A 12,155-nucleotide genomic window follows, 5' to 3' on the forward strand; every position below is an offset into this window, starting at 1 on the left:
CCCGGAGCGTCCGGGAGCCTGCGTCTGGTGGTTCAGAGGAGGCTAGAGGCCGACGGTGAGGGTCGCGTAGATGACGCGTGGCTGCTGGAGCGTCAGGAAGTCCTGGCCCCGTGAGAGGCTCCGAGCGCCAGCGAAGTTGACCTCCGGATCGACGCCGCTGTAGGGCGTCGACGTGAAGAGGTTGCGTCCCGCAAGCGTGAGGGTCGCGGTCCGAATGGGCGAGGCCGGTACGCCCGCAAGCAGCCGGTTGAGGCTATAACGGATGCTGATCTCGCGGAGCTTGAGGTAGTCGGCGTCCTCGATAAGGTTAGCGTCGAAGCGGCGGTCCGTCCGGGCGTAGGCGTTGGCCGCCGCCTCGTACTCGGGCGTGTTAGGCGTGAGGTTCGGGAGATCGTCTGCCGAGCCGATGCCAAGCTGATCCGCCAGTTCAGCCCGCTCCTGGTCGTTCCCAAACGAGAGCTGGAAGTTGCGTGTGTTGTTCAGCACCTTGAGTCCAATCGCGTAGTCGACGAGGGCGTAGAAGCTGACGTCTCGGAAGATGGTGGCGTTGGCCGTGAACGACCCGTTGTACTTCGGGTACGGGAGACCGTAGTAGCACCGGGAGGCCCCACTACTGGGGTTGTATTCGCACTCCCCCGAGCTGAGCCTGTCCTGGTACAGCTCGAGGTTGTCCTGGTCGATGCCGAAGTCGACACCGGCGTACGTCCCGTCGCTCTCGAAGACGGCCCCGTTGACCGGCGTCGTGTAGAACGCAGAGCGCGGGAGCCCATCAGTGATCTCCGTTGGGCACTCGTCGCCACGGAGATCGGGCGAGTAGTTGTCACCCACGCCTAGCTGATAGGCACAAATGCCCGGACGGATGACGTTAACATCGAACCCGTCGTAGAGGGCGGGGTTTGGGTTTCCTGTAACCGGGTTTTCACCCAGTTCGATCACCTCATTGGTCTGGTAGCTGAACACCGCCCCGAGGTCGAGCGAGAAGTTCTGGAAAGAGACCGGCGTTGACGTGAGGGAAAACTCGATCCCCTGCCCATCGACCCGCCCCACGTTGAACGGGACGAGCGAGGCGACTTGGCCGGTCGACGGCGGCAGTTCGACACCGACGATGGAGTCGGTCGCGCGCTGGATGTAGTACGTGAGTTCGGCGAGCGCCACGCCGGCGATCTCGACGTCGAGTCCGGTCTCAAACTCAGCCACGCGCTCGGCCCGGATGTCCGGGTTGCCAATAAGATCGGGGATGGCCCCGGCCCCGTACCCGCCGACAGCGGCCTCATAAAGCGCGGCCTGAGAGTCATAAGCACCCGGCGACTGACCGCTCTCGCCGTAGGCTGCTCGGACCTTCAGGAGGTCGAAAATGGCCGGCGTACCGTTGAGTTGGTCGAACCGGAAGGCGCCACGGATGAACGGGTAGAAAATCGAGGGGCTATCGCCGCCGATGGCCGTTGCGTAGTCCTGACGGAACCCAGCCGACCCGTTAAAGACTGTACCGTAGCTGACCGACTGATCCAGGAGCACGCCGATTTGGCGCTCGTTGAGATAGCTCTCGCCCGACTCCTGGTACTCCGTACCGGACCCGATGTCTGTGATGAGCGGAGTGGCGAAGTTGAAGTTCTCCAGGAAGATCGTCCGCAGGCGCCGGTCGAATCCCTGCACACCGACGGCCGTCGAGAGGTTGAGCCGCGGGGTCAGGTTGTACTGGTAGCGGGCGCTCGCCGTGAGAGAGACCTGATCGTTCTCGCGGCCGTAGAACCCGCGCGAGCCGCGTGTCCCAACGCCCGGGTAGGAGATCCCAGTCTGCTGGAAGTCGTCCTGCCGGAGATCAGCGGCGTCGACCCCGACGTTGCCACGGAGCGTGAGGGCCGGGATCGGTGTCCACGCTACGTCGGCGGCGCCGATGAAGCGGTTCGTCCGCTGTTCGTTTCGGGCCGCGAGCACACCGAGCGAGTCGACAAAGAGGTAGGAAGACGGCCGCAGGAGTGTATTGCCGAGGAAGCCGATGACGTTGTTGTCGTTCTGCGGCCGGCTCGTCGCACTCTGCGTGTAGCCGAAGTTGACGCCGACCTGGAGCTTCTGCGACGGCGTCACGTCGAAGTTGGCCCGCAGCGAGTTCCGGTCAAAGTCGTTATTCGGGAGGATGCCCTCCTCGTCACGGCGATCGAACTGGCCGTAGTATCGGACCGCCTGGGTGCCGCCCGAGATGCTCACGCCCGTTTCCAAGATTGTGCCGTCGCGGAAGTTGGCGTTGGCGTCTCCGAACGTCCGAAAGGCATTGATGGCCGTGTACTCCGTCTGCTGAGAGTTCTGACCGACAGTCTGCCGGATGGAGATGTTAAAGGCGTCAGTGGCCGAAGCGCCGTTCTTGGTCGTGATGAGGACTACGCCGTTTGAAGCGTCTGTTCCATAAAGCGCGGCAGCCGCCGGCCCTTTCAGCACGTCGACCGAGCCGATGTCTTCAGGGTTGAGGTCAGCGAGAGCGCTCGTCCCCTGGCCGCCCGCTCCGAACCCGACGATCTGAGAGTTGTCAATTCGAACACCGTCGATGAAGATGAGCGGCTGACCTTGCCCGTTCAGGCCACCGCCGGCTCGGACGTTGAACCGGATCCCGCCTCCGACGTTACCCGAGGACGGCTGGACGCTAACGCCTGAAATTTTGCCGTTGAGCAACTGGGAGACATCCTGGTACTCGTTTTGAGCCGTGAGTGCTTCGGCGTCAAGCCGCGACACAGCAACCTCCGACTGACCAACCGACCGCTCCGACAGAGCGCCCGTGACGATCACTTCTTCTAAGTCAGCGAGGTCGGTCGAGAGCGCAAAATCCTGGGTCACCTCTTCTTCGACTCCGACCGTGACAAGCGCCTCGCCGGCCTCGTAGCCGACGAACGTGGCGCGTATGGTGTACGTGCCGGCCGGAAGGTCGAACTCATAGATGCCGTTGATGTTGGTGGCGCCGCCGAGACCGGGCTGGCCAACAACTTGGACAGCCGCCGTGGGCAGGGCCTCGCCCGTTTCGGCGTCGACGACCGTGCCCGTGACGGTACCAGTTTGCGCGAGAGCGCCAGGACCGGCGAGCGCCGCCAATAAGACGGCGAAGCTTCCAAGAGCGCGAGTGACAGTGGGTCGCATGGTGGGTGCGTTGGTGAGAGTGCGAGCGCCCAGGCTGCCGTGTGAAGGGACTGCCCAGAGTTGTAGGAGGTCTAGTGTACCTGCACTACGCTGGGCCGTGCGTCTTCTCGTACCCAACGATGAGGAAAAGCCCGCGAACGGTCGCAGGGCAACCCCGGACGGTCTACCCCGCCCGCGAACGGTCGCCGCCCCGCCCCAGCCGTCAGCCCTCGACGGCCGGGTCCCAGAGGTGTGCCGCCAGCTCTACCCGCCCCGCCCCGTCGAACGCGACGCCCTCCGCCCGGAGCCGCTCCTCCATGACCGTCGGCGTCTCGAAGTGGAGGCGGCCCGTCAGCACGCCCTCGCGGTTGACGACGCGGTGGCACGGGACCGACCACGGCGCGCCCGCCCCGCCCCGCGCGTTCTGCGCGACCGCCTTCAGCGCCCAGCCCACCGCCCGGGCGCCCCGCCCGACGCCCAGGTGCCGCGCGACGTGGCCGTACGTCGTGACCCGCCCCGGCGGCACGCGCCGGACGACGTTCCACACGCGCTCGAAAAAGTCGGGAGAGGTCTCGGGCACGGGCGGACCCAAAGGGCGGGGCGGTCGCAAGGCGGTCGGTAAACTTAGAGGCGCCGCCGAACTCCGCCCCGCCCGACGTGCAAGGGCGGGGCGGCCCGCCCGCCCTCTCCCCCACCCCGCCCTTTGGGTCCGCCCCGTGCCCCTGGTCTCCGCCCCGCCCCGCCCCCTCTCACCGGCCGAGCGCGAGCGCCGCGAGCGCTCGTTCCGAGACGGGCTCCGCGAGCGCCTGCCGGAGTTGGACGCCGAGCGTATCCGCGCGGGCGAGCCCATCGGGCCGTACACGACGTTTCAAATCGGCGGCCCGGCCGACGTTTTTTTCGAGGCGCACAGCGCCGACGAGCTGGCCGCCGCGGTCGGGGCGGCGCGTGAGGCCGAGGTCCCGTACTTCCTCCTCGGCCTGGGCGCCAACATCCTCGTCGGCGACCTCGGCTTCCGCGGCGTCGTGATCCGCAACCGGGCGGCGCACGTGGCGGTCGACCGCGCGACGGGCCTCGTGACGGCCGAGAGCGGGGCGGTCGTCTGGCCCGACCTCATCGAGGCGACCGTCGCGGCCGGGCTGGGCGGGCTCGAACACTACGCCGGCATCCCCTCGACGGTCGGCGGAGCGCTGTGGCAGAACCTCCACTTTCTCTCCCCGCCCCCAGACCGCGAGCGGACCATGTTTATCGAGGAGGTCGTCGAATCCGCCGAACTCCTCCGCGCCGACGGCTCGCGCGTGACGGTCGGCCGCGACTGGTTCGACTTCGGGTACGACTACTCGACGCTCCACGTGACCGACGACCTCGTGCTGAGCGCGGCGTTCCGCCTCGAGCCGGCTGACCCCGCCCGGCTGCGCGCGACGGTCGAGGCCAACCTGGAATGGCGCGGCGCGCGGCACCCGCCGCTCGACACGCAGCCCTCGGCGGGCTCCATCTTCAAGAAGATCGACGGCGTCGGGGCGGGGCGGCTGGCCGACTGGTGCGGCCTGAAGGGCACGCGGATCGGCGGGGCGGCCGTCACGGAGCGGCACGCGAACATCCTGATCAACGCGGGCGCGGCCGAGGGGCAGTCTGCGACGGCCCGCGACGTCCGCCACCTCATCGGCTACGTCCAGGAGACTGTCGAGCGCGAGCAGGGCTACCGGCTGAGCACGGAAGTTGGGTTCGTCGGCGACTTCGGCGAGTTGGGCGCGCTCCCGCCGGCGGGGTGGGAGGACGCCGACGGGTTCTCGGGCGGCGTCCCGCCGGGCGGCCACCCCGAGCCGCACCGCGACGCCGAGCGCCGGTAGCGCCCCGCCCGAGGCCACCCCGCCCCGCCCAAAGCGGTTCGGACGCAGCGAGACCGACGCGCCGCGCGCGCGGTTGCCGCCCCGCCCGGAACCATCAGTATTCGTGCATGGCGAGCGGGGTGGCCGCATCGGGCGGAGCCGCGTTTAGCCGGGCGTTTCGTAACGCCGCTCCACCCCGCCCCCGCGCTATCCAGCGTCACAGAAGGCGGGGCGGGGTGGGGAACGGGATGTGCGCCGGCCGCGGGCGACCTCCGCCCAGACGGCTTCGCCGATGCCCACCGCCCCCGCTGCCACGATCGAGATCCACGCCGACGGCCGCGTCGCCGCGTCGCCGGCCGCCGCCGCGTTGGCCGGGCTGGCGCCCGAAGCCGCGGACGGGCGGCCGCTCGCCGACTGGGTGGCGCCGGAGGACCGCCCGACGGCCGAGGCCCTCGTCGGCCGCGTCCGCGACGGCGAGGCCGACCACGTCTCGCTCCGCGTGCGGAGCCGCGGCGGCGCCCCGCTCTGGGTCACGCTCTGCCAAGCGCCCGACGGCCGCGTGGCCGGCCAGGTCCGGGCGGGGCGGGGCGGCCTCGGACGCGACGACGCCGGCCACGCCGACCGGCTCCGCCTGCTCGCGACGGTCATGTCCCAGGGCGATCTCCCGTTCGAGGACCAGGCGCAGCAGGCGCTCGCGCTCACAGCGTCGCTGCTCGGGCTCGACGTCGGGACCGTGAGCCGGATCGAGGGCGACGACTACACCGTCGTCGCGTGCCACGGGGCGGCGATGGCGCCCGGCGACCGCTTCGACCTCGGCGACACGTACTGCTCGATCACGATCGGCGGCCGCGACCTGTTCGAGATCGCCCACGCGGCGGCCTCCCCGCACCGCCGGCACCCGTGCTACCTCGCCTTCGGGCTCGAAGCGTACGTGGGCGCCCCGCTCTCCGTCGGCGGCGCGCCGTGGGGGACGCTCGCGTTTTCGTCTTCCGCCCCGCTCGCCGCCCCGCTTTCCGACGCCGACCGCGACCTGATCCGCGTGCTCGCCACGTGGGCCGGCGGTGCCCTCGACCGGCACGAACGGACCGAGGCGCTCGCCGCCCAGAACCGGCACCTCCAGGCCGTCGTCGACCAGTCGCCGATCGTCCTTTTTGCCCTCGACGGCGACGGCGCGTTTACGCTCCAGGAGGGGCGCGGGCTCCGGGCGCTCGGGGTCGAGCCCGGGGCGTCGATCGGGCAGAACGTGTTCGAGCTGTACGCCGATGTCCCCGAGGCCGTGGCCGCCCTCCGGCGCGTCCTGGGCGGGGAGGAGCGGACGTGGTCGGCCAGCGTCGGCCCGCTCCACTACGAGTCGTGGGCCGCCCCCACGACCGACGACGCCGGCCACGTGGTCGGGGCGACGGGCGTGTCGATCGACGTCACGGACCTCCACCACGCCGAGGCGCGCCTGACGTGGGAGGCCGAGCGGCTCCACCGGCTCCTCGACGTTACGGCCGTGGACGGCGCGCTCGACGACCGCGCACCCGTCGTGCTCGCGACCGTCGCCGAGCTGCTCGGGCTCGACACGGGCGCCCTCAGCCGCGCCGAGTCGGACGCCGAGGGCGGGGCGTTCGCGTGCGTCGCCGCCGCCCCGCCCCGCCCCGCCACCGACGACCAACCGGGCGGCCTCCCACTCGGCGCCCTCGCACTCGCCGCCGGTGACGTCGTCGCCGTCGAGGACCTGTCCGACTCGGCGCACCGCCACCACGCCGCCGCGGGTGTCGGAGCGTACGTCGGCGTGCCCGTCGTCGTCGACGGCGTCGTCTGGGGCGCGCTCGGCTTCTGGTCGGACCGCCCCGCCCCGTGCGCGTTCACCGACCGCGACGCCGACCTCGTGCGTCTGGCGGCGCAGTGGGCCGGCGGCGCCGTCGCGCGCGACCTCCGGCGCCGGGCGCTCGCCGAGAGCGAGGGCCGGCTCCGCGCACTGGGCCAGTCGACGACCGAGGGCATCGCGTTCACCGAGGGCGGGGTGGTCATCGACTGCAACGACCAGTTCGCAGCGCTAATCGGGCTGCCGTCGACGGCCGACGCGGTCGGCCGCGCGGCCACCGACTTCGTGGCACCGGAGCACGTCGGGGCTGTCCGCGAGGCGATCGCGGCGGAGCGGACCGAGCCGTACGAGATCGTCGTCGTCCGCGCCGACGGCTCGCGGGCGTGGGTCGAGGTGCAGGGCGGGAGCTTGGTTTACGGCGGCCGCCCCGTGCGCATGACGGCCGTCCGCGACGTGACCGACCGGCACGAGCTGGCCGCCCGGCTCCGGCACCAGGCGGCGCACGACGACCTCACGGGGCTCCCGAACCGCGCCCGCTTCCGCGACCGGATCGACCGAATCATGGCGTCGGGCGCCCCGTTCGGCGTCCTCTTTATTGACCTCGACCGCTTCAAGGTCGTCAACGACTCGCTGGGCCACGAGGCCGGCGACGGGCTCTTGAAGACCGTGGCCGCCCGGCTCCGCAGGGCGGTCGGCGTCCACGACGGCGCGCTCGTGGCCCGGCTGGGCGGCGACGAGTTCGGCGTCATCGTGCCCGAGACGGGCGGGGCGGCGGGCGGGGCGACCGAGGCGGTGGCGTATGCGGTCCTCGACGCCCTCGGCGCGCCGGTCGACCTGGGCGCGCGGGCCGTGCAGCCCGGGGCGAGCGTCGGCGTCGTCGCCCGGGGCGAGGCCTACGCCGACCGCGAGGCGCTCCTCCGCGACGCCGACACGGCGATGTACGCGGCCAAGCACGCCGGGCGGGGCGGCGTGACCGTGTTCGACCCGTCCATGCACGAGGCGGCCGCGGCCCGGTTCGGGCTCGAGCACGACCTCCGGCAGGCCATCGACGACGGCCAGCTCCGGGCGCTCTTCCAGCCCATCGTGGACCTGGACTCCGGCGCGGCCGTCGGGTTCGAGTCGCTCGTCCGGTGGCAGCACCCCGACCTCGGGCTCCTCGGGCCGGACCGCTTCCTCCCCGTCGCCGAGGAGGTCGGGCTCGTGGCCGAGGTCGACCGCTGGGTCCTCGAGGCGACGTGCCGCGAGATGGGCCGCTGGGCGCCGCACCTCGACGCCGATTCGCTCTTGTGGATCAGCGTCAACTGCTCCGACCAGACGTTCCTCGCCGCCGGCCTCGCCGAGCGGGCGCGGGCGGCGGCCGACGCCGCTGGGCTCCGCCCGGAGCACGTGGTCCTGGAGCTGACCGAGCGGGCGCTCGTCGACGCCGACGCCGCGCGCGAGGCGCTCGCCGCGATCCGCGCCCACGGCCTCCAGCTCTGCGTCGACGACTTCGGCTCGGGCTACTCGTCGCTCGGGCTCCTCCACACGCTCCCCGTTGACGGCCTCAAGATCGACCGATCGTTCGTGACCGGCCTGGGCACGTCGCGGGCGGCCCGGTCGCTCGTCCGCGCCGTCGTCCAGATCGCCGACGACCTCGGGCTCCGCGTGGTCGCCGAGGGGATCGAGACGGCCGACCAGCTCGCCGCGCTCCGCGACCTCGGGTGCCCGCTCGGCCAGGGCTACCTGTTCTCGCGGCCGGTCCCGCCCGACGCGGCGCGCGCGCTCCTCGCCGCCCCGCCCTGGGCCGACGCGTGGGCGGAGTAGAGCGGAGAGAGCGGAGAGAGCGGAGAGAGCGGAGAGAGCGGAGAGAGCGGAGAGAGCGGAGAGAGCAAGGTGCCCGCCCCGCCCCGTGCGCGCCACCGGGCGGGGCGGGAGCGCCGTGGAACTTTTCGGCCGCCGCCCGGCCCGCTGCTCTACCTGCTCTACCTGCTCTACCTGCTCTACCTGCTCTACCTGCTCTACCTGCTCTACCTGCTCTACCTGCTCTACCTGCTCTACCTGCTCTACCTGCTCTACCTGCTCTACCTGCTCTACCTGCTCTACCTGCTCTACTCCCCCAGCGCCGTCACCAAAGCCTCCGCCTCGGCGCGGATGGCATCGGCGTCTTCGAGCGCATCGAGCCAGGGGGCGGGGAGGGCGCGCGCGCCGTGAAGCGCGCCGACGAGGGCGCCGACGCACGCCCCGACCGCCGCCGCGTCGCCGCCTACGTTGACGGCGGCGAGGAACGTAGGCTCGACGAGCTCGGGGCTGCGCGCCACCATCGCGACGGCGAACGGGAACGCCTCGTCGGCCGCCGAGCCGGTCCCGTTGCAAAGGTCCTGGAGGTCGAGCGGAGTCTCGCCGAGGTGGCCGCGGAGCGCGTCGAGCCGCTTCGACACGCGGTCGTCGGCGCTGAGCAGCCGCTCGGAGTCGCGGGCCGCGCTCAGCGCAGCGTCCAGGATCTGCGCGCCCGTGAGCGATTCGGGGTCCTTGTCCAGGCACGTGCGGACGGCCGCGATCTGGGCCGCGGCGGCGACGTGGGCGACCGGGCTGGGGTCGACGTCGCGCAGGAGGAGCGCGGCCCACCGGGCGCTCGCGAGGTCTTTCAAGCCGCGGAGCCGGGCCTGCACGCCGAGCGGGGCGGCGCAGGCCGCGAGCGCGCTCGACGGGCTCACCACCCCGCCCCGCCGGGCGTCGTCGCCGGGGAGCGCGAGGGTGGTGCGGACCTCCTCGGGGCTGTCCGGCGCGGCCGTCGCGAGCGCGCGCGTGAGGGCGCGGGCGCGCTGCGTGTCGGCCGTCCACTGGCCGGCGTCGAGGTCGCCGCGCTTCTCGTCAGCCCGCATCTCCTTGATGCCCTTGTAGTAGGTGCGGACGTTCTGGTGGCTGAGGCCCTCGACGGGCATCCCCAGCGCGTCACCGACGGCGGAGCCGAGGAGGGCGCCGACGAGGCGGTCGCGGAACGGGGCGGGGGCGGTCGACTCCGGCACGGGCAGGTGGGGGAAGGTGGGGCAGATCCCGAGGGCGGATCCAAAGGGCGGACCCCGAGGGCGGGGCGGACCCGTGCTATCCTCCGCTCCCCTCCCCCGTTCCCCCACCCCGCCCTGTGAACTGGCTGGCCGGCGCCTGGGCCGTCGTCGCCAACGACGCCCGCCTCGAGCTCCGCACGCGCGTCGCGCTGGGCGCGCTGGGCATGTTCGTGGCCGCCTCGCTCGTGCTTGTGCGCGTGGCGCTGGGGCGCGGGGCGCCGTCGGTGTCCGTCGCGGCGGCGCTGCTGTGGGTGGTCGTCGTGTTCGCGGCGGCCGTCGGGCTGGGGCGGGCGTTCGTGGCCGAGGAGGAGCGGGGGACGTCGCTGCTCCTCCAGCTCCACCTCCGCCCGAGCCAGGTCTACGCCGGCAAGCTCGCGTTCAACGTGGCCCTGATGGCGGCGCTGGGGGCCGTGGCCGCACTGGGCTTCCGCGTCCTCGTGCCCACGCCGCTCGGGGCGCCGGCCGTGCTCGCGGCGGCGCTCGCGCTGGGCGCCCTCGGTCTGGCCGCGGCGACGACGCTGCTCTCGGCCATCGTGGCGCGGTCGCAGGCGGCCGGCCCGCTCCTGCCCGTCCTCGCGTTCCCGCTCGTGGTCCCCGTCTTGATCCCGGCCGTGGAGCTGACGGAGCTCGCGGCGGGCGCGCCGACCGGGGCGTGGGCGGCGGCCCAGGGCAACCTCGTCCTGCTCGCGGCCTACGCGGGTCTTCTGGTTTCGGCCTCGTTCCTCCTGTTCGACTACGTCTGGCGGGACTGACGGGGCAGCGGGCAGCGGGCAGCGGGCAGCGGGCAGCGGGCAGCGGGCAGCGGGCAGCGGGCAGCGGGCAGCGGGCAGCGGGCAGCGGGCAGCGGAAGGTGCGCCACCCCGCCCTCGCGCGTCATGGGCGGGGTGGGCGCTGTAGCGCCGTTGCATGCAACGGCGTCGGGCAACGGCGTCCGGGCGGGGCGGCGACGGGCCAAACGCTCCGCTTGCGTCACAACCACCCCTATCCCCTCTTGGCTGCGCCGACGCTGCGCGGTGGCCAGGAGGGGGACTGCCGCCGCCTTGAATGGACTTCGGCGGGAGGCTCTGACCGCTCCAATCGCCCCGGACACGGCACGCCGTGTCCCCACGGGTGCTCGTTGATGGGCGGGGTGGCTGTACGACCGCCCCGCCCCCGAGGGCGACCGCCGCTCGCCCCTACAGGACCGCTCGCGGGCGGGGTGGAACAAACCCGGCGCCGCCCCGCCCGCGAGCGTCCATCCCCCATCCCCCATCCCCCATCCCCCATCCCCCATTCCTCATACCCCATCCCCCATTCTCCATTCCCCATTCTCCATTCCTCGGGCATCCCGGCCGTTCTTCCGGGCGTTCCCCGCGCCCCGCCCCGCCCGATGGACCGCGACCTCGCCCTGCCCCGCTACGGCCTCGTGTACCGCCTGTTCGGCGTCGTCGCCGCGGTTTGGGTCACGGTCGTGCTCGTGCTCGGGATCGCGGCGCCGGTGACGAACCTGCCGATCCTGGAGCAGACGGCGCGGAACCTGTACTTCCACGTGCCCATGTGGTTCGTGCTCTACGCCGGCGCGGTCGCCGGGGCATGGCACGCGGGGCGCTACCTGGCCACCGGCCGCGAGGTCCACGACGTGCGCTCCGAAGCCGCGTGGCGGGTGTCGACGGCGGCCGGCGTGATCGCGCTCGTGACCGGCATCCTGTGGGCGCGGTTCACGTGGTACGTGGGCACCAACATCTGGTGGAACGGCGACCCCCGCCAGACGATGGTGGCCGTGCAGCTGCTGATCTCGGGGGCCTACTTCGTGCTCCGCGGCCAGATCGACCGTCCCCGCACGCGGGCGCGGCTCTCGGCCGTCTACGCGCTGTTCGCGACAGCGACCATGCCGTTCCTGACCTACGTCCTGCCGCGCCGCCTCGCGAGCCTCCACCCGGGCGCCGAGGGCAACCCGGCCTTTAGCCAGATGGACATCGCCCCGCAGATGCGGTGGGTGTTCTACGCCGCCGCCGCCGGCTTCCTGATGCTCGCGTGGTGGATCTACACGCAGCGCGTCCGCGCGCGCGTCGCCGAGCTCCGCGTCGAGCGGGGCGGGGCGGACGCCGCGCCGGCCCTCGCCGTCGTCTCGTGATGCAAGTGGCCGACACGACCGTCGCCGTCCTCGACGCCGCTGCCGCCCAGGTGGGGCAGCAGCCGGACGCACTCGAGCAGGTCATGCTGTCCCAGGACAAGCTCTACGTCGTGCTCGCCGTTGTCCTCGTGGTGTGGCTCGGGCTCCTGTTCCTGCTCGTCCGCACCGACCGCCGGCTGGGCCGCGTCGAGCGCGAGCTCGACCGGCTCGACGACGCCCCGCCCCGCCCCGCCGAGCCCTCCGTCGACCGCTAGCGGCCG

General features: G+C 72.3%; 9 protein-coding genes. 6 read left to right on the top strand and 3 right to left on the bottom strand.

What is annotated here, in order from left to right:
- Positions 1-42 precede the first annotated feature (42 nt).
- Both RQM47_RS00495 and RQM47_RS00500 read right to left on the bottom strand, forming a co-directional pair.
- Positions 43-3,123: a TonB-dependent receptor plug domain-containing protein gene (locus RQM47_RS00495; RefSeq protein ID WP_311665126.1), complete on the bottom strand. Its 3,081-nt coding sequence runs from the start codon at positions 3,121-3,123 to the stop codon at positions 43-45.
- A gap of 202 nt (positions 3,124-3,325) precedes the next feature.
- Entirely contained in the window at positions 3,326-3,682 is a 357-nt protein-coding gene (locus RQM47_RS00500; protein ID WP_311665128.1) for an MGMT family protein, read from the bottom strand.
- Between the two features lie 136 nt (positions 3,683-3,818).
- Between RQM47_RS00500 and murB the strand changes: the two genes are divergently transcribed.
- The 3 genes from murB (at position 3,819) to RQM47_RS00515 (ending at position 8,928) form a co-directional block, all read left to right on the top strand.
- Positions 3,819-4,949 (top strand): UDP-N-acetylmuramate dehydrogenase, encoded by a 1,131-nt coding sequence (gene murB / locus RQM47_RS00505; RefSeq protein ID WP_311665130.1) that lies wholly within the window; start codon positions 3,819-3,821, stop codon positions 4,947-4,949.
- Positions 4,950-5,220: 271 nt separating this feature from the next.
- On the top strand, positions 5,221-8,541 hold the full coding sequence (locus RQM47_RS00510; protein WP_311665132.1) for an EAL domain-containing protein: 3,321 nt from the start codon (positions 5,221-5,223) through the stop codon (positions 8,539-8,541).
- Between the two features lie 69 nt (positions 8,542-8,610).
- A complete protein-coding gene (locus RQM47_RS00515) occupies positions 8,611-8,928 on the top strand; it encodes a hypothetical protein (RefSeq protein ID WP_314006953.1) in 318 nt (105 codons plus the stop codon).
- On the opposite strand, the gene RQM47_RS00520 is transcribed toward RQM47_RS00515, so the two are convergent.
- Positions 8,826-9,743 carry an ADP-ribosylglycohydrolase family protein gene (locus tag RQM47_RS00520; protein ID WP_311666060.1) on the bottom strand — a complete coding sequence of 306 codons (918 nt, stop codon included), beginning with the start codon at positions 9,741-9,743 and terminating at the stop codon, positions 8,826-8,828. The genes RQM47_RS00515 and RQM47_RS00520 overlap by 103 nt on opposite strands.
- Before the next feature lie 116 nt (positions 9,744-9,859).
- Between RQM47_RS00520 and RQM47_RS00525 the strand changes: the two genes are divergently transcribed.
- From RQM47_RS00525 to RQM47_RS00535, 3 genes are all read left to right on the top strand, one after another.
- Entirely contained in the window at positions 9,860-10,534 is a 675-nt protein-coding gene (locus RQM47_RS00525) for a heme exporter protein CcmB (RefSeq protein ID WP_311666058.1), read from the top strand.
- Positions 10,535-11,151: 617 nt separating this feature from the next.
- On the top strand, positions 11,152-11,895 hold the full coding sequence (ccsA, locus tag RQM47_RS00530) for a cytochrome c biogenesis protein CcsA (RefSeq protein ID WP_311665939.1): 744 nt from the start codon (positions 11,152-11,154) through the stop codon (positions 11,893-11,895).
- Positions 11,895-12,149, top strand: coding sequence for a CcmD family protein (locus RQM47_RS00535; protein WP_311665937.1), 255 nt, complete (start codon positions 11,895-11,897; stop codon positions 12,147-12,149). The genes ccsA and RQM47_RS00535 overlap by 1 nt, the downstream gene beginning before the upstream one ends.
- Positions 12,150-12,155: the final 6 nt, after the last annotated feature.

It is taken from the genome of Rubrivirga sp. S365 (assembly GCF_032248475.1).
Taxonomy (GTDB): Bacteria; Bacteroidota; Rhodothermia; order Rhodothermales; family Rubricoccaceae; genus Rubrivirga; species Rubrivirga litoralis.

Coding starts and splice junctions, on each gene's coding strand:
- RQM47_RS00495 (WP_311665126.1), bottom strand. CDS start 3,123: ATGCGACCCACTGTCACTCGCGCTCTTGGAAGCTTCGCCGTCTTATTG.
- RQM47_RS00510 (WP_311665132.1), top strand. CDS start 5,221: ATGCCCACCGCCCCCGCTGCCACGATCGAGATCCACGCCGACGGCCGC.
- ccsA (WP_311665939.1), top strand. CDS start 11,152: ATGGACCGCGACCTCGCCCTGCCCCGCTACGGCCTCGTGTACCGCCTG.
- RQM47_RS00535 (WP_311665937.1), top strand. CDS start 11,895: ATGCAAGTGGCCGACACGACCGTCGCCGTCCTCGACGCCGCTGCCGCC.